The sequence below is a fragment of the Neorhizobium huautlense genome, assembly GCF_002968575.1.
Classification (GTDB): Bacteria; Pseudomonadota; Alphaproteobacteria; order Rhizobiales; family Rhizobiaceae; genus Neorhizobium; species Neorhizobium huautlense.
Map to the genome: position 1 here is coordinate 13,212 of NZ_PVBM01000032.1, position 18,535 is coordinate 31,746.

The following is an 18,535-nucleotide window of genomic DNA, read 5'->3' on the forward strand; positions in this document are numbered from 1 at the left end:
GGTCCGTTTTGCCGATTTCGAAGATTCTCGTTGCCAACCGGTCTGAAATTGCGATCCGCGTTTTTCGGGCTGCGAACGAACTGGGTATTAAAACGGTTGCGATCTGGGCGGAGGAGGACAAACTCTCGCTGCACCGTTTCAAAGCCGACGAAAGCTACCAGGTTGGCCGCGGCCCGCATCTTCCGCGGGACCTGGGGCCGATCGAAAGTTATCTCTCTATCCCCGAAATTATCCGCGTTGCCAAATTGTCCGGCGCGGACGCCATCCATCCCGGATATGGGCTTCTTTCGGAGAGCCCGGAATTTGTCGAAGCCTGCGACGCTGCCGGTATCACCTTCATCGGCCCGAGGGCCGAGACGATGCGTCAGCTCGGCAACAAGGTGGCGGCCCGCAATCTGGCGATTTCAGTCGGCGTACCGGTCGTTCCGGCAACGGAGCCCCTGCCGGATGACTTGGCGGAAGTGGCCAGAATGGCAGCGACGATCGGCTATCCGGTGATGCTGAAAGCCTCCTGGGGCGGCGGCGGGCGCGGAATGCGCGTCATCCGCGCCGAAGCAGATCTCGCCCGCGAGGTGACTGAAGCCAAGCGCGAGGCCATGGCTGCCTTCGGCAAGGACGAGGTCTATCTGGAAAAGCTCGTGGAGCGGGCACGCCACGTGGAGAGCCAGATTCTCGGCGATACCCACGGCAATGCCGTGCATCTTTTCGAGCGAGACTGTTCGATCCAGCGGCGCAACCAGAAGGTCGTGGAACGTGCCCCGGCCCCCTATCTGTCGGAAGCGCAGCGGCAGGAATTGGCCAACTATTCGCTGAAGATCGCCAAGGCGACGAATTATATCGGCGCCGGCACGGTCGAGTATCTGATGGATGCCGATACCGGCAAATTCTACTTCATCGAAGTCAATCCGCGTATCCAGGTCGAGCATACGGTGACCGAAGTTGTCACCGGCATCGATATCGTCAAGGCGCAGATTCATATCCTCGAAGGCTTTGCGATCGGCACGCCGGAATCGGGCGTTCCGGCCCAGGAGAATATCCGCCTCAACGGTCATGCGCTCCAGTGCCGTATCACAACGGAAGATCCCGAGCACAATTTCATTCCGGACTACGGCCGTATCACCGCCTATCGTTCGGCGGCCGGCTTCGGCATCCGCCTCGATGGCGGCACGGCCTATTCGGGTGCGGTCATCACCCGCTATTATGATCCGTTGCTGGTCAAGGTGACAGCCGCCGGCTCGACGCCGCAGGAGGCGATCAGCCGCATGGATCGGGCGCTGCGCGAGTTCCGGATTCGCGGCGTGGCGACCAATCTCACCTTCCTCGAAGCGATCATCGGTCACCCGAAGTTTCGCGACAATTCCTATACGACGCGGTTCATCGACACGACGCCTGAGCTCTTCGAGCAGGTCAAACGGCAGGATCGCGCAACCAAGCTGCTGACCTATCTTGCCGACGTAACGGTGAACGGCCATCCGGAAACCAAGGGCCGGCCAATGCCTTCAGAACAGATGGCAAAGCCGATCATCCCTTATATCAACGGTGATATCCCGGACGGCACGAAACAACGCCTCGATGTCCTTGGTCCGAAGAAGTTCGCCGAATGGATGCGAAGTGAACAGCGCGTGCTGATGACCGACACGACGATGCGTGACGGACATCAATCGTTGCTCGCGACCCGGATGCGCACGTATGATATCGCCCGTGTCGCCGGCGTATATGCACGGGCGCTTCCCAATCTCTTTTCGCTGGAGTGCTGGGGCGGGGCGACCTTTGATGTCTCGATGCGCTTCCTGACCGAAGATCCCTGGGAGCGGTTGGCGTTGATCCGCGAGGGAGCTCCGAACCTGCTCCTGCAGATGCTTTTGCGTGGAGCCAACGGCGTTGGCTACAAGAACTATCCTGATAACGTCGTCAAATATTTTGTCCGCCAAGCGGCGAAGGGCGGCATCGATCTCTTCCGCGTTTTCGATTGCTTGAATTGGGTCGAGAACATGCGTGTCTCGATGGATGCCGTTCAGGAGGAAAACAGGCTCTGTGAAGCGGCGATCTGCTATACGGGCGATCTCCTGAACTCTGCCCGGCCGAAATACGACCTCAAATATTACGTCGCTTTGGCCGAGGAACTGGAAAAGGCGGGTGCCCATATCATCGCGCTGAAGGATATGGCAGGCCTTCTGAAGCCCGCCGCCGCTCGCGTCCTGTTCAAGGCGCTGCGCGAGGCCACCAGCCTGCCGATCCACTTTCATACGCATGACACGTCCGGCATATCTGCTGCCACCGTGCTTGCCGCAGTCGATGCAGGCGTCGACGCAGTCGATGCGGCCATGGATGCGCTGTCGGGGAATACGTCGCAGCCGTGCCTCGGATCGATCGTCGAGGCGCTGTCGGGCACCGAGCGTGACCCTGGTCTTGATCCGGAATGGATCCGTCGCATTTCCTTCTATTGGGAAGCGGTGCGGGCCCAATATGCAGCCTTTGAAAGCGATCTCAAGGGACCGGCTTCCGAAGTCTATCTCCATGAAATGCCGGGCGGCCAGTTCACCAATCTCAAGGAGCAGGCCCGCTCGCTCGGCCTTGAAACCAAATGGCATAAGGTCGCCCAAACCTATGCCGACGTGAACCAGATGTTCGGCGACATCGTCAAGGTGACGCCGTCCTCGAAGGTCGTCGGCGACATGGCGCTGATGATGGTCTCCCAGGACCTGACGGTGGCCGATGTCGAGAACCCAGCCAAGGATATCGCCTTTCCGGAATCGGTCGTTTCCATGCTGAAGGGCGATCTTGGCCAGCCGCCGTCCGGTTGGCCGGAAGCGTTGCAGAAGAAGGCGCTGAAGGGCGAAGAACCCTATACAGCGCGTCCGGGCTCGCTGCTGGCGGAAGCCGATCTCGATGCAGAACGCAAGGTCATCGAGGAGAAGCTCGGCAGAAAGATCGACGACTTCGAGTTCGCCTCCTATCTTATGTATCCCAAGGTGTTTACCGATTTTGCCTTGGCGATCGATACCTATGGACCGGTTTCCGTCCTGCCGACACCTGCGTATTTCTACGGGCTGAAGGATGGCGAGGAACTGTTTGCGGATATCGAGAAAGGCAAGACGCTGGTCATCGTCAATCAGGCGATGAGCGCTACCGATGCGCAGGGCATGGTGACGGCCTTCTTCGAACTGAACGGTCAGCCGCGCCGCATCAAGGTGCCGGACCGGGCGCATGGCGCATCCGGGGGCGCGAATCGCCGCAAGGCTGAGCTTGGCAATGGTCTGCATCTCGGCGCCCCCATGCCTGGCGTGATCTCGACAGTCGCCGTCTCCACCGGCCAATCGGTCAAGGCTGGCGACGTGTTGCTCTCTATCGAAGCGATGAAGATGGAAACCGCGCTCCATGCGGAAAAGGACGGCGTGATCGCGGAAGTCCTCGTCAAGGCAGGCGACCAGATCGATGCGAAGGATCTGCTGATCGTCTACGGCGGCTGATTTTACCGACTTTATTTCTGAGATTCGTCGATGTTAGAGGCGCCACCCTTCCGGATGGCGCCTCCTATCTTTTGTCCCGTTGCCAATCCCGAGAACCTTTTGGATCGTTGCCGGTTTCGTTCGCACATAATTTGTGAGACACGGGCCGCCAATGCGCCGTTGCAATTTCAATCGATTTAAATATGGTCGCGACAACCAGAAGGATTGGACGTATGGATACTCGCGCACCTCTTAATTCTCCTATTCGGTCTGAAAAATTCATTACCCGCGAAAGGGTAGGCGTATCGCTGCTGTTCCTGATGAACGGCTTCATGGTGGGCGCATGGGCTCCGAAAATTCCTGAATTTGCAAGCCGCCTCAGCCTGGACGAAGGGGCTCTCGGGTTGATGATCCTGACATTCGGGCTCGGATCGATCGTGATGATGCCGCTCGCCGGCAGCCAGATCGCCCGCTTCGGATCGAGCCAGGTTTCCAAATGGACGGCGGTTTTGCTCACGCCGACGTTGCTGTTTCTGACTTGGGTCGGCGGCATCTGGACCGGCGCAATCGCAATCTTCCTTTTCGGTGGCCTGATCGGGGCAATGGATGTCGCGATGAATGCGAATGCGGTTTCCGTCGAGAAGCGCATGCGGCGTGCCATCATGTCCTCCTGCCACGCCTTCTGGAGCTTAGGCGGCCTAATCGGCTCCTCGACCGGCGGCTTCCTGATTGAGCATATAGGGGTTTCCGCGCATGCGATCCTCGTCACAGCACTGGCGGCGCTGATGATCGTCGCGGCCTGGCGGACGGTGTTGCATGACGCACCGCATCCCGACGAGGGGCATCATGGCAAGAGTCGCCTGCCGCTTTCGCCGCTTCCCTGGCTGCTTGGCATCATGGCCCTGTTCTGCATGATACCGGAAGGCGCGATCCTCGACTGGGGTGCGCTTTATCTCCGTAACGAACTTGCGGCTTCCGTCACGCTGTCCGGTTTCGCGTTCGCTGCTTTCTCTCTGACCATGGCGGCGATGCGTTTTGCGGGTGACCTCATCCGCGACCGGTTCGGCGCCGTCATGACGCTTCGCGTCTGTTCAGTGATTGCAATCCTTGGTCTGCTGTTGATCGGCTTTGCCGAGAATACGGCAATGGCGATCGCGGGCTTTGCGCTGACGGGTATCGGCATTTCCAACATCGTGCCGATCGCCTTTTCCGCCGCCGGCAACCTGCCCGGGATGGCACCCGGTGTCGGTCTCTCGGTCGTTACGACGATGGGATATTCCGGCATTCTCGTGGCGCCGTCGGCAATCGGCTTCATTGCAGAGCACACCGGGCTTGCCGTGATCTTTGCAGCCCTCTCCATCCTGATCGCAGTGGCATTGCTGCTGTCACCGCTTGCAAGGCATGCCGACAACGCCCATCACTAAAAAAGGCGCAATCGCGCGCTGATGGAAGAAGAGAGCCTGCTGCGATAAAGTGCGCGGCCAGCCGGTTGACAAGCCGCAAGCCATACGCCACCTGAAAGGCGCTCCTATTTTCAAGGCGACGAGAAGTTCCATGTCCTCACCCGTCGATTACGATCCCAAGCCGCGGCGTGCCACTGTTGCGGTCGATGTCGGTGGCGTCATCGTCGGCGGCGGCGCGCCGGTCGTCGTTCAGTCGATGACCAATACGGATACTGCCGACATTGATGCGACGGTCGCGCAGGTCGCCGCGCTCTACAAGGCGGGTTCGGAAATCGTCCGCATCACCGTCGACCGTGACGAGAGTGCTGCAGCGGTACCAAAAATCCGCGAGCGCTTGTTGCGGCTCGGCATGGACGTGCCGTTGGTCGGCGACTTCCACTATATCGGCCATAAGCTGCTTGCCGACCATCCGGCCTGCGCCGAAGCGCTGGCTAAATATCGCATCAATCCGGGCAATGTCGGTTTCAAGGACAAAAAGGACAAGCAGTTCGGCGACATCATCGAGATGGCGATCCGCTACGACAAGCCGGTGCGCATCGGCGTCAACTGGGGTTCGCTCGACCAGGATCTCCTGACCATGTTGATGGACCGCAACGCCGCCGAGGGTTCGCCGCTTTCCGCCCGTCAGGTCATGCATGAGGCCATCGTCCAATCCGCGCTAATTTCCGCAGAGCTTGCCGAGCAGATCGGCCTGCCACGCAACCGGATCATTCTGTCGGCTAAGGTCAGCCAGGTGCAGGACCTGATCGCTGTCTATTCCATGCTTGCCGAGCGCTCCAACCACGCGCTGCACCTTGGCCTCACCGAAGCCGGCATGGGATCGAAAGGCATCGTCGCCTCGTCTGCGGCAATGGGTTATGTGCTGCAGCATGGGATCGGCGACACGATCCGGGTCTCGCTGACGCCGGAGCCGAATGGCGACCGCACCCGCGAGGTTCAGGTGGCGCAGGAGCTGCTGCAGGTCATGGGATTCCGCCAGTTCTTGCCGGTGGTCGCGGCCTGTCCCGGTTGCGGCCGCACGACGTCGACAGTTTTCCAGGAGCTGGCGCAGAACATCCAGAACGACATCCGCAAGAACATGCCGGTCTGGCGCGAGAGATATCCAGGCGTCGAAGCGCTTAACGTCGCCGTCATGGGCTGCATCGTCAACGGGCCCGGCGAAAGCAAGCATGCCGATATCGGCATTTCGCTGCCCGGCACCGGCGAGACGCCGGCGGCACCGGTTTTCATCGATGGCCAGAAGGCTATGACGCTGCGCGGCCCGAACATCGCCGCCGATTTCGAGAAACTCGTCATCGAGTATATCGAACAGCGCTTCGGGCACCGCTCGGCTGCAGAGTAATTTGGTTCCCAAGAGCCGCCACGCCAACACGTTGCAATCGTCGACGAGGTTGGTCAGTCCCGGAATGCCAGCTGTTGGACAAAAGGGGCTACCGAGTGCCGAAGCCTCTCCTCGCTATTGCCGCAATTCGTGGTAAATGAGATGTCACCATTGACGACGGGGACTTCAACTTCATGCTCAAGAAAATCGCAATCGTCGCACTTTGCGCGACCTATCTCTCTGCCTGCACCACAACCGACCCGTATACGGGTGAACAAAAGGTTTCCAACACCGCTGGTGGTGCCGTGATCGGTGCCGGCCTGGGCGCACTTGCCGGCGGGCTGACGGGAGGACGCCATGCGGGTCGCAATGCTCTGATCGGCGCCGGTATCGGTGCGCTTGCCGGCGGCGGGATTGGCGCCTATATGGACAATCAGGAAGCGGAATTACGTGCCGAGCTTCAGGGCACGGGCGTTTCCGTGACGCGCGTCGGCGACCGCATCATCCTCAACATGCCGTCCAACATCACCTTTGCGACCGACCAGGATCAGGTGATCCCGCCATTCTACAGAACCCTCGATTCGGTAGCGGTCGTGCTGAACAAGTTCAACAAGACCTTTATCGATGTAAACGGGCATACCGATTCGACCGGCAGCCTCTCGCATAACCAAGGGCTGTCGGAACGCCGTGCTGCGTCGGTTGCGAACTATCTGGCAGGCCGCGGGGTCGACCAGCGCCGCATGTCGACGATGGGTTTTGGTCCGTCGCAACCGGTTGCGTCTAACGCGACCTCGGATGGTCGCGCGCAGAACCGTCGCGTCGAAGTGGCGATCGCTCCGATCACCCAGGGCTGATTTGAGAACTCGGCGAGCCGCTCAGATGCGGCTCGTCAGAAGCTTGAACCCGGCGACGCTGTAGAAGACGGCCATTGTGCCTTCGATCCAGCGTCGCGCGCTCCTGTAACTCCGCAGCGCGTGGGATGTGGAAAATATCACCGCATAGGTGGTGAAGATCGTCAGGCTTGATGTCATGCAGATGGCGATGATCAGGACGATTGCCGAGACCGGCGCGTTTTCCGGCAGACCGAGCGAAATGATCGCGAGCCAGGCAAAGATCGCCTTCGGATTGGTCAAGTGGATCATGTAACCACGCAACCAGAGCTGGCCCGCCGTATAATCGGTCCGGGCATTGCCGATTGCGGCTTTTGCATCCGGTAAGCGTGCGGATTTATAAGCCTTCCAGGCGAGATAGATCAGGTAGAGTCCGCCAAGGATTTTCAGGATCTCCAGTGCAAGCGCATAGTTGCGCAGCAGCGCCGCCAGGCCAAGCGCTGCGGCGCAGGCCCAGGTGAAAGAACCGCATCCGATACCGAGTGCGGTGATCAACCCGGCCCGGCGGCCTTGCGAGATCGAGGCGCCGATGATCGCGAAATTGGCCGGGCCGGGGCTTGCGACGTTGATGATATAGGCGACATAGGCGGGCCACATATAGATCAGGATCTCAGGCAAGGTCTTCCCTCGGGGGTCAATTGTCTCGGCTGGCGATAAAGCGCGCCGCTTCCTGCAGAATAAGCGCCTTTTCTCGGTAGGGCGCAAGAAGGCCGATAGCTTCATTGGTCAGTACTTCGAGCCTCTTTTCAGCCCAATCCCTGCCATGGAGGCCGACCAGCGTTCCCTTGCCGCGCGCGGCATCCTTGCCGGCCGCCTTCCCCAAGGTGGAGGCATCGGAGGTGAGGTCGAGCAGATCGTCGGCGAGCTGATACGCGAGGCCGATCTTTTGGCCGAAAAGACGAAGTCTTTCCCGATCGGCCGGCGGCGACCCGGCGACGATGGCGCCTGCCTCGCAGGCAAACCGCAGCAGCGCACCGGTCTTCATTGCCTGCAAGGTCACGATACCGGCTTCATCCGGCGCTGATTTTTCTGCGGCAAGGTCAAGAGCCTGTCCGCCTGCCATGCCGCCGGGGCCTGCTGCCCGCGCCAGTGCCAGCACAAGCTCTGTCTTGAGCCTGTCCGCAAGCGTGGTTTCCGGAGCCGCGATGATGTCGAAAGCATAGGTCAGAAGACTATCGCCTGCGAGGATAGCTGTCGCTTCGTCGAAAGCCCTGTGAACGGTCGGCTGGCCCCGCCGCAGATCGTCGTCGTCCATGGCCGGAAGATCGTCGTGAATCAGCGAATAGCAGTGAAGGCATTCGAGCGCCACGCCGACACGAAGCGCGGCATCGGATGACCCGCCAAGAAGAACCGCGCTTTCGCGCAACAGAAAGGGCCGAAGCCTTTTCCCACCGTTCAAGGAGCCGTGCCGCATGGCTGCCATCAGGTGTGCCGGGCGTGCGATCTCATCCGGCAGGGCGGCATCGGAAAGCACTGAAGCAAGCAAGGCTTCCGTCTCGGAAGCGCTTTGCCGTAAGCGCTCGTCAAATGCAGGTTTGGTGTCCGTCATGGCCGCTGTTTGGCATGCCAACCGTTGGCAAGCAACGGAGATTTACCAGTACACCGGAAGTTTCGGCGCCGGACTCGCCTTGGAAGCATTCACCGGTTATGAAATTGCTAAGCATGGGATAAGCGGGATATTGGACATTTCACCCGAACAGCACGTGGACGAAGAGGAGTCCGTCATGAGGACGCGGCGGGACCGTCTGTTGTCCAATAGGCTGACGCGTCGCTTTCTCTCAATTGCGGTCGTCGTCCTGGTGCTGCCCTACCTGTTGATCCTGGTCTACGCCATACCGTTTACTCGCCCTGTCTCGACCTTGATGCTCTCGGAACTGATCCTTTTCCGTGGCTATGATCGGCGCTGGGTTAGTCTCGACGACATCTCGCCCAACCTGGTGCGTTCGGTCATGATGTCGGAAGACGGACAGTTCTGCTTCCATGGCGGCGTTGACTGGGCCCAGATGCGCGGCGTGGTGGAGGATGCCCTTGACGGCGAAGCGACACGCGGAGCCAGCACGATTCCCATGCAGACGGTCAAGAACCTGTTCCTCTGGAATGGTCGTTCGTTCATCCGAAAAGGTCTCGAACTGCCTCTCGCAATCGGCGGCGACTTCGTGTGGTCGAAGCGTCGGATAATGGAGATTTATCTCAATATCGCTGAATGGGGCCCTGGCATCTACGGGGCAGAGGCGGCAGCCCAATATCATTTTAAAGTGCCGGCCGCGAAGCTTAGTGCGCGGCAGGCAGCGCTTCTAGCTGTGGCGCTTCCCAATCCCATCACCCGGGTTGCTGGCAAGCCCGGCCGCGGAATGCAGCGCTTGGCCGCGGTCGTCGAGCGGCGTGCCCGCAGCTCCGCCGATTATATCAAATGCATTTATGGCTGACTTCGCGCAATTTCATTGGTTGTTGTCCGGCGGGCCGATTATAGGCAGGTAAAACCTGCTGGAGGCGCCGTCGTGGAAAAGCTCATCCTTTATATCGGCAACAAGAACTATTCGTCATGGTCCTTCCGCCCATGGATTGCGATGACGGGAGCTGGGATTCCGTTCGAAGAGGTGCTGATACCGTTCGATTTTCCAGCAGGGAATCCGAAGTTTAAGCCGATATCGCCAACCGGCAAGGTGCCCGTGCTGCACCATGGGGACCTGCGCGTCTGGGAGTCGCTGGCGATCATCGAATATGTGGCCGAGCTTTTCCCCGAAAGGCGCGTCTGGCCAAAAGCGGCGCCCGACCGAGCGATAGCCCGGTCGATTTCGGTTGAGATGCTTGCTGGGTTCAGAGCGTTGCGCAACGCCTGCCCGATGAATATCCGGCGGCCAAAGCGCAAAATTGAACTGGCCGAAGGCGTGATGGAGGACGTTGCCCGGATTTCCGCGATCTGGCGGGAACTGCGCGCGACGTCTGGCGGGCCATTTCTATTCGGCGAGTTCTCCGCAGCGGATGCGATGTTCGCACCGGTCGTTAATCGGTTTGACGTTTATGATCTTGTATCGGATGCAGATGCGCTCGCTTACATGGCGGCGATGAAATCCCATCCCGCTTGGCACCAATGGCAGGAAGCGGCGCTTGCCGAAACTTGGATCGTGCCGGAAGACGAGGCGTAAGCCTCATATTTACAAAAAATCCTGCTGAGGACTGGTCAAACCCCTGCAGGGCATGTATAAGCCGCCCAAATTTCCGAGATCGAGACATGCCCAATCGGCCTCAGTTCCGGCCGGGGATTATGTTTTGCACGAAAGTGGAGTAACGAAAATGGCTGTACCGAAGAGAAAAACGAGCCCGTCCAAGCGCGGTATGCGCCGCTCCGCCGACGCGCTCAAGGCTCCGACCTATATCGAAGACAAGAACTCCGGCGAACTTCGCCGTCCGCATCACATCGACCTGAAGACCGGTATGTACCGTGGCCGCCAGGTTCTGACGCCGAAGGAAAACGCATAAGCGTTTTAGCAGGCAGTTTGCATGAGGGCCGGCTTTGCCGGCCTTTTTTGTTTCAGCGATGTCTTGCGGAAAGCGCGAGCAGCCATCACAGTCCGGCCGACCAATCATTGTTTGGAGTCTGCCATGCTCGCTGCCCTGCCGTTGATGATCATTCCGTTCGTTCTCTACAATCTTGCGATGTTGGGAACGATGGGCGGGGGCGGAGTGGCTTCGCTCGACAACGTCTTGATCTCGCTGCGGATGCTCTCCGGCGCGGAGTGGACGATGACGCTGGGCGACGTTCTGATCGTGGTTGCGTTGTTTTTTCTCTTCGTGGAAATCCTGAAGGCGAGCCGCAACGGTCGCGGCTCGCTTTTCAATCACATGCTCTCAATGCTGACCTTCGTCGGATATCTGACGGAATTCCTGTTGGTCAGAGATGCTGCAACGCAGATATTCTTCATCTTGATGATCATAACATTCATCGACGTCATCGGCGGCTTTGCAGTCGCGATCCGTTCGGCCGGGCGGGATGTATCGATCGGGCTTTAATCAGAGATTGTCGAGCCGGCTTTGAAGGTTGCGAAGCTGTTCTTTCAGTTCGTCGATATCCTTCGAATCCGCCTTCTTTTGAGCTGCGGCTGGTGGCTGGCCCGTGAAGGGGGAAAACATCTGCACCGCCTGACGGAACATCTCAGTGTTCCGACGCACCTGCTCTTCCATCAATTGCATTGGCGCCTGCAGGTTTTTGCTGAGCGGCGTATCGCCAAAGGCCTTGGCCATCTGCTCCCGCATCTGCGTTTGCTGCTCCGTAAAGGTCTTCATCGAGTGTTCGAGAAAAGTCGGCACGACCATCTGCATCTGGTCGCCGTAATAGGAAATCAACTGCCGGAGAAACGAGATGGGCAGCAGGGTGTTTCCCGTCTTTGATTCCTGCTCGAAGATGATCTGCGTCAGAACGGAATGGGTAATGTCCTCGCCGGTCTTGGCATCCTGAACCAGGAACTCCTCTCCTTTCTTCACCATTTTTGCCAGGTCCTCCAGCGTCACATAAGTGCTGGTGCCTGTATTGTAGAGGCGTCGGTTGGCATATTTCTTGATTATGATTTCGCCTTCGGTCTTCGCCATAATTGCCTCCTGCTCCCGTCAACGTGGTTGTTTTTTGTCGATGGCGTTGCGCTCCCAAGAGGAATGTAAGCCTAAATGAAGCAGGCTGACAATCGATTTGTGCGGCGCGGCGAGTGCTTTGTTGCGCAGCAAATCCGCGAAATCTCAAGGCCAATTTCCAACACAGCCTGCTGATGCGCCCCAGCGTTTGACTCTGCGGCCAAGCTTTGCCAGTCTCGTGAGCAATATCGAATAAGAGGAGACCTCCCATGGCTAATCCATCCATCGTGATCGCATCGGCTGCCCGCACTGCCGTCGGCTCGTTCAACGGTGCCTTCGCCAATGTCCAGGCCCACGAACTCGGCGCGGCGGCGATCAAAGGCGCGCTTGCCCGTGCCGGTGTCGATGCGTCCGACGTGGACGAGGTCATCCTTGGGCAGGTGCTGCCGGCGGGCGAAGGCCAGAATCCGGCGCGCCAGGCTGCGATGAAAGCCGGTGTTCCCAAGGAGGCAACCGCTTGGGGAGTGAATCAGCTTTGCGGTTCGGGCCTGCGTGCCGTGGCACTCGGAATGCAGCAGATTGCTTTGGGTGACGCAAAGATCATCGTCGCAGGCGGCCAGGAGTCCATGTCCATGGCTCCGCACTGCGCTCATCTGCGCGGTGGCGTGAAGATGGGCGACTTCAAGATGATCGATACGATGATCAAGGACGGGCTCACAGACGCCTTCTACGGCTATCACATGGGGATTACGGCGGAGAACATTGCGCGCCAGTGGCAGCTCTCCCGCGAAGAGCAGGATCAGTTTGCCGTCTCTTCCCAAAACAAGGCAGAAGCGGCGCAAGCTGCAGGCCGTTTCAAGGATGAGATCATTCCCTACGTCATTCAAACGAGAAAAGGCGACGTGACCGTCGATAACGACGAGTACATCCGTGCGGGTGCAACAATGGACGCGATGACAAAACTCCGCCCGGCTTTCGACAAGGAAGGCACGGTCACTGCCGGCAACGCATCCGGCCTCAACGACGGTGCGGCGGCCACCGTGCTCATGACGGAAGAAGAAGCCAAGCGCCGAGGCATTGCGCCTTTGGTCCGCATCGCTTCCTGGGCTACCGCCGGTGTCGATCCGCAGATCATGGGTACCGGCCCGATTCCTGCTTCCCGCAAGGCGCTGGAGAGAGCCGGCTGGTCTGTCAATGATCTCGATCTTGTCGAAGCGAATGAAGCCTTTGCGGCGCAGGCTTGCGCGGTCAACAAGGACCTCGGCTGGGATCCCTCGATCGTCAACGTAAATGGCGGTGCCATTGCCATCGGCCATCCGATTGGAGCATCCGGCGCCCGCGTTCTCAATACGCTTCTCTTCGAAATGAAGCGTCGCGGCGCCAAGAAGGGTCTCGCAACACTTTGCATCGGTGGCGGTATGGGCGTTGCCATGTGTCTCGAAGCAATGTGATTTTCACGGGATAGCCCCGCTTGCTCGAATCCGGAAGGCGGGGTTGTTCCTGGCGCGAGTCTGTCAAAATCCGTAAGCATCTGGTTACACAGAAGGACCGTATCACAAAGGGAAGGGAAGTGGCATGAGCAGGGTTGCATTGGTTTCGGGAGGAACGCGTGGTATCGGGGCGGCGATTTCAATTGCGCTCAAGGCCGCGGGTTATCGGGTGGCGGCCAACTTTGCCGGCAATGAGGAGAAGGCAAAAGCCTTCTATGACGAGACGGGAATTCCGGTCTTCAAATGGGACGTATCGAGCTACCAAGCATGCGCTGAAGGTATCGCCAAAGTCGAAGCAGAACTCGGACCGATCGATGTCCTTGTGAACAATGCCGGTATCACGCGCGATGGCATGTTCCACAAGATGACCCCGGAACAATGGAACGAAGTGATCGGTACCAATCTTACAGGACTTTTCAACATGACGCATCCGGTCTGGGCCGGGATGCGTGACCGCGGGTTCGGTCGCATCGTCAACATATCTTCCATCAATGGCCAGAAAGGCCAGATGGGGCAGGTGAATTACTCTGCGGCCAAGGCAGGTGATCTCGGTTTCACCAAGGCGCTTGCTCAGGAGGGAGCGGCGAAGAACATCACCGTCAATGCGGTTTGCCCCGGATATATCGGCACAGAAATGGTGCGAGCTGTTCCGGAAAAGGTGCTCAACGAACGGATCATTCCGCAGATTCCGGTCGGTCGTCTTGGCGAGCCGGAGGAAATAGCCCGCTGCGTCGTTTTCCTCGCTTCCGACGAGGCAGGCTTCATTACCGGTTCGACGCTGTCGGCAAACGGCGGCCAGTTTATGGCCGGATAATTTCCGCCATTAACCGTCTACCGTGACTAGGGGCTAATTTGGCAGGCGATCCCGCCTGCCAATATGGTTAACGTGTTGTTATAATACGAGATATTGTGGTGAACAAACCGAGAAGCAGCCGATGTCGCCGATTCGTCAGCGATTTGTTCCGGCTTTGCTCCAAAGGTTGACGCCAGCGCGTTAAGGCAAAGAAAAACCGGCGTCGGTTGCCCTACGCCGGTCGCCGATATCTTCCGCTCGTGCGGCTTAGCGGCAACGAGCCTCGTAGGTGCGGCCGTAACGGTCGCGGTAGACGCAATAACCGCGGCGCTTTTCGGACTCGCCGATTGCTGCGCCGACGAGACCGCCCGCGACAGCGCCGACTGCTGCGCCGCCCCAGCTATTGGTAACAGCACCGCCGATGACAGCACCGGTACCAGCACCGATTGCCGTGCCCCGTTCGGTGGATGTGCAAGAGGCGAGCGTGCCGATCATGCAGCCCACAACCAGAATCTTCTTCATGTGATTTCCCTTCCCTTTTAACGCACGGCTACGCCGTTTTTAGATCCTGCCCATCAGCAGCAGGATGATGATGATCAGTACTACGAGGCCCAATCCGCCGGACGGACCATAGCCCCAACCTCGGCTATAACCCCAATTCGGCAAAGCGCCAATGAGCAGTAAGATGAGGATGATGAGCAATATGGTTCCGAGCATGGCATTCTACTCCGCTAGGCAATCCGGTTCGGATGTGGCGAGGAAACGTGGCTTCGCGTTTTTTGTTCCAAGAGCAGGAACCGTGACCTCTCACGTGTGGTTAACGGGTGTTAGGCGGGGTTAACGCCCGCATCGGAAACTACCGTTACGATTGACTGCGGCTCGGATTTTTAGAGTCGGACGCGGCTCGGCACATACTAGATGTTGTGAGAACAAAACCGGAAAGAAGACCGGTCGCTGATTCGTCAACGTTTCGTTCTGGCTTTGGCCCGAACGTTAATTTGGGTGCTTTTAGGAGTGGGGTCATGCGTTGCTGGTTTATCAAAAATTAACTATATCAATATGTTGACTATGGTCTTTCTCTGTGAGTGACGGCGATTTCGCCGGGGCATCCATCAAAAGCGGTAGGAATCGGCGCGGAGATTCAGGATGTCGTGTGTGCGAGCAGGTGTGCATCAATATATAGCCGTGAACAAACGTTGAATCCTGTGGAGTCTGTGATTCGTCTCCGATTCGTTCGCGTCTGTTCTTTGCTACGATTTTCCTTGTGGAAGGAGATGATTAAATCGCGCGGAAAACCACGTACCTGGCGTGCAAAACCGCAATGGAGGCTTGCCTTTATCGGCAGGGATCGCCATGTGTGGCGTGGCCGGCCTTTTCTCATGTAATGACCGGTCCACATATGCGCGGACCTAGGCTTTGAATTTTCAGCCCTTGATTACAAGCGGGCGCGGCGTTACCGCCGTGCTCGGACCCACCAATACCGGCAAAACGCATTACGCCATCGAGCGAATGGTCGCCCATGGTTCAGGTGTGATCGGTCTTCCGCTCCGGCTTCTGGCGCGGGAGGTCTATACGCGTCTGGTGGAAAAAGTCGGGATCTCCCAGGTGGCTCTAGTGACCGGCGAGGAAAAGATAACTCCGCCGAACGCCCGCTTTTCCGTTTGTACCGTCGAAGCGATGCCGCGTGAGACGAAAGCGTCGTTTGTTGCAATCGATGAAGTGCAATTGGCCGGCGATCTCGAGCGCGGACATATCTTCACGGACCGGATCCTGCATCTTCGCGGGCGCGACGAGACCCTTCTGCTGGGTGCCGCGACGATGCGTCCGATTCTCGAAAGGCTATTGCCAGGCGTGACGATCGTTGAGCGACCGCGCCTGTCTCAGCTCTTTTATGCCGGCCAGAAGAAGATCACCCGTCTTCCGCAGCGTTCTGCCATCGTGGCGTTTTCGGCTGACGAGGTCTATGCCATCGCAGAACTCATCCGGCGCCAGCGCGGCGGCGCGGCCGTCGTTCTCGGCGCGCTCAGTCCCCGTACTCGCAACGCTCAGGTCGGTCTTTATCAGTCAGGCGATGTTGAATACCTGGTTGCGACGGATGCGATCGGCATGGGTCTCAACCTGGACGTCGATCATGTCGCGTTTGCCCAGGACCGGAAATTCGACGGTTACCAGTTCCGAAATCTCAATCCGGGGGAGCTCGGCCAAATCGCTGGCCGCGCCGGGCGACATGTCAGAGACGGAACCTTTGGTGTCACCGGTCAGGTTGCCCCCTTCGATGATGAACTGGTCGAGCGAATCGAAGGGCATCAATTCGATCAGGTGAAGGTGCTTCAGTGGCGTTCAAAGAACCTGGATTTTTCTTCGCTCAAAGCTTTGCGAGAAAGCCTCGATGCGGCGCCCACGGTTTCCGGTCTTACCCGTGCATTGCCCGCGACCGATAGCCAAGCCCTTGATCATCTTTCGAGATATCCGGAGATCCGGGACGCGGCGACGACGCCGGAACGCGTGGAGAAACTATGGGAAGCCTGCGCTCTTCCGGATTATCGGCGGATTGCGCCGGCGCAGCATGCGGACCTCATTTCGACTCTTTTCTCCGATCTTGTGCGCTTCGGTACTGTGAACGAGGACTTCATGGCGGAGCAGGTCCGCCGAGCCGATCGGACCGATGGCGAAATCGACACGCTGTCGGCACGCATTGCGCAAATTCGGACCTGGACCTATGTCTCGAACCGTCCCGGCTGGCTTGCCGATCCGACACACTGGCAAGAAAAGACGCGGGAAATTGAGGACAGGTTGTCGGACGCACTACATGAACGGTTGACGAAACGCTTCGTTGATCGCAGGACATCTGTGCTCATGAAGCGCCTGAGAGAGAATGCTATGCTGGAAGCTGAAATCAGTGTGAATGGTGATGTCTTTGTGGAAGGACATCACGTCGGGCAGTTGGCGGGATTCCGCTTCACACCCGTCGCAGGGGCCGAGGGGCCGGACGCTAAGGCGGTGCAGGCGGCCGCCCAGAAGGCATTGGCCCTCGAATTCGAGGCCCGCGCCGCAAGGCTCTATGCCTCCGGCAATGGCGATCTCGCCGTGGGATCCGATGGCTTCGTGCGTTGGCTGGGCGAACCTGTTGCCCGTCTTACAGCAAGCGATCATATCATGCGTCCGCGCGTTATCCTGCTGTCGGACGAGCAGCTCACCGGCAATGCCCGCGATCATGTGGTTGCCCGCATCGAACGCTTCGTCAATCATCATGTCGCCACGATCCTGAAGCCGCTCGATGATCTGTCGCGGGCCGAAGACCTTCAGGGTCTTGCGAAGGGGCTGGCTTTCCAGCTTGTCGAGAATCTGGGTGTTCTCTTCCGGCGCGATGTCACAGAAGAAGTCAAGTCGCTGGATCAGGACGCGCGCGCTTCGATGCGGCGCTACGGTATCCGCTTTGGCGCCTATCACGTCTTCATGCCAACGCTTCTGAAGCCGGCTCCAGCCGAACTGATCACGCTTCTTTGGGCCTTGAAGAATGACGGCCTCGACAAGCCGGGTTACGGCGACCTTATTCCGGCACTTGCTGCCGGCCGTACTTCGGTTGTCGCGGATCCGGCTTTCGAACGCATGTTCTACAAGCTGGCAGGTTTCCGTTTCCTCGGAAAACGAGCGGTTCGTATCGATATTCTCGAGCGCCTGGCAGATCTGATCCGTCCGCTCCTCCAGTGGAAGCCCGGCACCACCCCACGTCCGGAGGGCGCTTATGACGGCCGCCGGTTCACGACGACGACCGCGATGCTTTCCATCCTAGGCGCCACACCAGATGACATGGAAGAGATCCTCAAGGGATTGGGTTACCGTGCGGATGCCGTCAAGGCGGAAGAGGCGCAGGCTTTCCTGGCTGCTCAAGGCGGGGCGTCTGCCGATAGTGTAGCGCCGGCATCTGCCGAAGCCGCACAGGAGACCGGAGAGGCTGACGACGCGGACGCCTCCGAAACGGCAGAGGCTTCGCCGGATACGGCTGCTGAAACGGCGCAATCCGAAGCGGCACAATCCGAAGCGGTACCGGAGGCAGTAGAGGAAACACCTTCGGCAGACCCTGCTGATGCGGCAAAGACTGATGAGCCCGAGGAGCCAAAGCCCGTTCTTCTGTGGCGGCCCGGTGGTGGCCGGGACAACAATCAGCGAACTGGACGCCAGCAACACGGTGATCGGCGTGGCCACGGCGGTGGCCAACGCCAGGCCGGCGGTGAGGCGGCTCAGGGTGCTCAAGGGCGCCGTGACGATCGTCGCGATGGAGAGCGCAGGGAAGGGCGGCCAAGCGGCGACCGGGATCGTGAGCGCCGCGACGGCGGCCGGCAGAACCGCGACAACAATCGCCGACCTGACAACAACCGTGGCGATCGGCCAAACCGCGGCGAACGCCCGGAGGGCGGCCCGCGCCAGGATCGTAACGAGCGCGGCAAAGGGTCGCAGCCGACGCGTTTTGAGGCTAAGCCCCCGCGCAAGGAGAAGCCGATCGATCCGGATTCGCCCTTTGCAAAGCTCGCTGCTCTCAAGGAGCAAATGAAGAAGTAAGGC

At 59.0% G+C, this 18,535-nt stretch carries 16 protein-coding genes; 11 read left to right on the plus strand and 5 right to left on the minus strand.

Annotation, left to right across the window (positions count from 1 at the left end; all coding sequences use genetic code 11):
• Positions 1 to 8: 8 nt before the first annotated feature.
• The 4 genes from pyc (at position 9) to C5L12_RS24355 (ending at position 7,087) form a co-directional block, all read left to right on the plus strand.
• On the plus strand, positions 9 to 3,470 hold the full coding sequence (gene pyc / locus C5L12_RS24340) for a pyruvate carboxylase (RefSeq protein WP_105374645.1): 3,462 nt from the start codon (positions 9 to 11) through the stop codon (positions 3,468 to 3,470).
• Positions 3,471 to 3,682: 212 nt separating this feature from the next.
• Positions 3,683 to 4,873, plus strand: coding sequence for an MFS transporter (locus tag C5L12_RS24345; RefSeq protein ID WP_105374646.1), 1,191 nt, complete (start codon positions 3,683 to 3,685; stop codon positions 4,871 to 4,873).
• Positions 4,874 to 5,003: 130 nt separating this feature from the next.
• Positions 5,004 to 6,254, plus strand: coding sequence for a flavodoxin-dependent (E)-4-hydroxy-3-methylbut-2-enyl-diphosphate synthase (gene ispG, locus C5L12_RS24350; RefSeq protein ID WP_105374647.1), 1,251 nt, complete (start codon positions 5,004 to 5,006; stop codon positions 6,252 to 6,254).
• Between the two features lie 173 nt (positions 6,255 to 6,427).
• Positions 6,428 to 7,087: a YiaD family glycine zipper/OmpA-like lipoprotein gene (locus C5L12_RS24355; protein WP_105374648.1), complete on the plus strand. Its 660-nt coding sequence runs from the start codon at positions 6,428 to 6,430 to the stop codon at positions 7,085 to 7,087.
• A 21-nt stretch (positions 7,088 to 7,108) separates the two neighbouring features.
• On the opposite strand, the gene C5L12_RS24360 is transcribed toward C5L12_RS24355, so the two are convergent.
• A complete protein-coding gene (locus C5L12_RS24360) occupies positions 7,109 to 7,741 on the minus strand; it encodes a LysE family translocator (RefSeq protein WP_205839375.1) in 633 nt (210 codons plus the stop codon).
• Between the two features lie 16 nt (positions 7,742 to 7,757).
• A complete protein-coding gene (locus C5L12_RS24365) occupies positions 7,758 to 8,672 on the minus strand; it encodes a polyprenyl synthetase family protein (RefSeq protein ID WP_105374649.1) in 915 nt (304 codons plus the stop codon).
• 175 nt (positions 8,673 to 8,847) lie between these two features.
• Between C5L12_RS24365 and mtgA the strand changes: the two genes are divergently transcribed.
• The 4 genes from mtgA to C5L12_RS24385 all read left to right on the plus strand — a co-directional run bounded on the left by mtgA (position 8,848) and on the right by C5L12_RS24385 (position 11,134).
• A complete protein-coding gene (mtgA, locus tag C5L12_RS24370) occupies positions 8,848 to 9,549 on the plus strand; it encodes a monofunctional biosynthetic peptidoglycan transglycosylase (protein ID WP_105374671.1) in 702 nt (233 codons plus the stop codon).
• A gap of 72 nt (positions 9,550 to 9,621) precedes the next feature.
• On the plus strand, positions 9,622 to 10,269 hold the full coding sequence (locus C5L12_RS24375; protein WP_105374650.1) for a glutathione S-transferase family protein: 648 nt from the start codon (positions 9,622 to 9,624) through the stop codon (positions 10,267 to 10,269).
• A 148-nt stretch (positions 10,270 to 10,417) separates the two neighbouring features.
• Positions 10,418 to 10,603, plus strand: a complete 186-nt coding sequence (rpmF, locus tag C5L12_RS24380) for a 50S ribosomal protein L32 (protein ID WP_003535764.1) — start codon at positions 10,418 to 10,420, stop codon at positions 10,601 to 10,603.
• 123 nt (positions 10,604 to 10,726) lie between these two features.
• Entirely contained in the window at positions 10,727 to 11,134 is a 408-nt protein-coding gene (locus tag C5L12_RS24385) for a hypothetical protein (RefSeq protein ID WP_105374672.1), read from the plus strand.
• On the opposite strand, the gene phaR is transcribed toward C5L12_RS24385, so the two are convergent.
• Positions 11,135 to 11,710 carry a polyhydroxyalkanoate synthesis repressor PhaR gene (gene phaR, locus C5L12_RS24390; protein ID WP_105374651.1) on the minus strand — a complete coding sequence of 192 codons (576 nt, stop codon included), beginning with the start codon at positions 11,708 to 11,710 and terminating at the stop codon, positions 11,135 to 11,137.
• Positions 11,711 to 11,958: 248 nt separating this feature from the next.
• Between phaR and C5L12_RS24395 the strand changes: the two genes are divergently transcribed.
• Both C5L12_RS24395 and phbB read left to right on the plus strand, forming a co-directional pair.
• Complete coding sequence (locus C5L12_RS24395) at positions 11,959 to 13,140, plus strand: acetyl-CoA C-acetyltransferase (RefSeq protein ID WP_105374652.1); 1,182 nt, start codon at positions 11,959 to 11,961, stop codon at positions 13,138 to 13,140.
• Positions 13,141 to 13,264: 124 nt separating this feature from the next.
• Positions 13,265 to 13,993, plus strand: coding sequence for a beta-ketoacyl-ACP reductase (gene phbB, locus C5L12_RS24400; RefSeq protein WP_105374653.1), 729 nt, complete (start codon positions 13,265 to 13,267; stop codon positions 13,991 to 13,993).
• Positions 13,994 to 14,239: 246 nt separating this feature from the next.
• Here the strand turns inward: phbB and C5L12_RS24405 are convergent, their stop codons facing one another.
• Both C5L12_RS24405 and C5L12_RS24410 read right to left on the minus strand, forming a co-directional pair.
• Positions 14,240 to 14,494 (minus strand): YMGG-like glycine zipper-containing protein, encoded by a 255-nt coding sequence (locus tag C5L12_RS24405; RefSeq protein WP_105374654.1) that lies wholly within the window; start codon positions 14,492 to 14,494, stop codon positions 14,240 to 14,242.
• 39 nt (positions 14,495 to 14,533) lie between these two features.
• Complete coding sequence (locus C5L12_RS24410) at positions 14,534 to 14,689, minus strand: DUF3309 family protein (protein ID WP_105374655.1); 156 nt, start codon at positions 14,687 to 14,689, stop codon at positions 14,534 to 14,536.
• Between the two features lie 699 nt (positions 14,690 to 15,388).
• Between C5L12_RS24410 and C5L12_RS24415 the strand changes: the two genes are divergently transcribed.
• The gene (locus C5L12_RS24415; protein ID WP_105374656.1) at positions 15,389 to 18,532 is read left to right on the plus strand and encodes a helicase-related protein; all 3,144 of its coding nucleotides are present in this window, start codon (positions 15,389 to 15,391) and stop codon (positions 18,530 to 18,532) included.
• Positions 18,533 to 18,535 lie beyond the last annotated feature (3 nt).

Bases quoted from the DNA above. Each gene is read 5' to 3' on its own strand.
- C5L12_RS24345 (WP_105374646.1), top strand. From the start codon at position 3,683: ATGGATACTCGCGCACCTCTTAATTCTCCTATTCGGTCTGAAAAATTC.
- ispG (WP_105374647.1), top strand. From the start codon at position 5,004: ATGTCCTCACCCGTCGATTACGATCCCAAGCCGCGGCGTGCCACTGTT.
- C5L12_RS24355 (WP_105374648.1), top strand. From the start codon at position 6,428: ATGCTCAAGAAAATCGCAATCGTCGCACTTTGCGCGACCTATCTCTCT.
- C5L12_RS24365 (WP_105374649.1), bottom strand. From the start codon at position 8,672: ATGACGGACACCAAACCTGCATTTGACGAGCGCTTACGGCAAAGCGCT.
- mtgA (WP_105374671.1), top strand. From the start codon at position 8,848: ATGAGGACGCGGCGGGACCGTCTGTTGTCCAATAGGCTGACGCGTCGC.
- rpmF (WP_003535764.1), top strand. From the start codon at position 10,418: ATGGCTGTACCGAAGAGAAAAACGAGCCCGTCCAAGCGCGGTATGCGC.
- C5L12_RS24385 (WP_105374672.1), top strand. From the start codon at position 10,727: ATGCTCGCTGCCCTGCCGTTGATGATCATTCCGTTCGTTCTCTACAAT.
- phaR (WP_105374651.1), bottom strand. From the start codon at position 11,710: ATGGCGAAGACCGAAGGCGAAATCATAATCAAGAAATATGCCAACCGA.
- C5L12_RS24395 (WP_105374652.1), top strand. From the start codon at position 11,959: ATGGCTAATCCATCCATCGTGATCGCATCGGCTGCCCGCACTGCCGTC.
- phbB (WP_105374653.1), top strand. From the start codon at position 13,265: ATGAGCAGGGTTGCATTGGTTTCGGGAGGAACGCGTGGTATCGGGGCG.
- C5L12_RS24405 (WP_105374654.1), bottom strand. From the start codon at position 14,494: ATGAAGAAGATTCTGGTTGTGGGCTGCATGATCGGCACGCTCGCCTCT.
- C5L12_RS24410 (WP_105374655.1), bottom strand. From the start codon at position 14,689: ATGCTCGGAACCATATTGCTCATCATCCTCATCTTACTGCTCATTGGC.